Origin of the sequence: Halocola ammonii (genome assembly GCF_049334165.1) — a bacterium.
In the GTDB taxonomy this organism is placed as follows: Bacteria; Bacteroidota; Bacteroidia; order Flavobacteriales_D; family Sanyastnellaceae; genus JBEGHD01.
This window is the reverse complement of the sequence record NZ_JBEGHD010000039.1, coordinates 1-695: the sequence shown is the minus strand read 5'-3', so window position 1 is coordinate 695 and position 695 is coordinate 1. Positions and strand designations below refer to the sequence as shown.

The window sequence follows — 695 nt, the reverse complement described above, 5'->3', positions numbered from 1 at the left end:
ACTGTCACCAAAATGTTTTGGCCTTCGCAGAAGTTGAACTCAGCTCCGTAGCCGGCAACTACTCCGTTGAACAGGATATTTACATCCGGCTCTTCGTTGATTGTTATGGAGGCTCCGTAGAGCTCTTCAGTGTCTTCGAAGGTGCATCCGTTGGCATCGGTGATTGTGGTCAGGTCGATCTCGTAAGTACCCGGCTCGAGCAGCTCTGTTGCGAAGGTATCTCCTTCTTCTACAGTTGCTGTTTGCTCGGCTCCGCCATCGACCGTCCAGGTGATGGTGAATGGTCCGGTTCCTGAAAGAATCTCGCTCATAGCAGCATTCACTTCTGTTCCTTCGCAGTAGCTAAACTGGGCATTGTAGCCAGCAAGCTCTCCGTTGAAGGTGAAGTTCGCATCCGGTAGCGGATTGATCGTAAGTTCAAGCGTGTCGATGGTTGTGCAGCCGTCAACGGTCGTTTCGTTGGTGTAAACTCCGCTTTCGGTATAAACTGTTCCGTTCCACTCGTAGCTTTCGCAGGCGGTAACTGTTTCGGTTGAACCGGCTGTCTCACTAACGTTGATCGTCACTGAATAAGGATCAGTATCGCTCAGTGAGCAGTTGGCATCGCTCAAGGCTGTGAGGGCTACTGTGTACGATCCAGGCGCCAGTGTACCGTTGAAGAGCTCGTCCCCGTTTTCAACTCCTGTGGCGCTTTC

Annotated in this window: 1 protein-coding gene; it reads right to left on the bottom strand. The window is 51.9% G+C overall.

Annotated elements, in window-relative coordinates; genetic code table 11:
- The coding region (locus ABHV44_RS16150; RefSeq protein WP_459075750.1) for a hypothetical protein at positions 1 to 695 on the bottom strand (695 nt) is incomplete at both ends.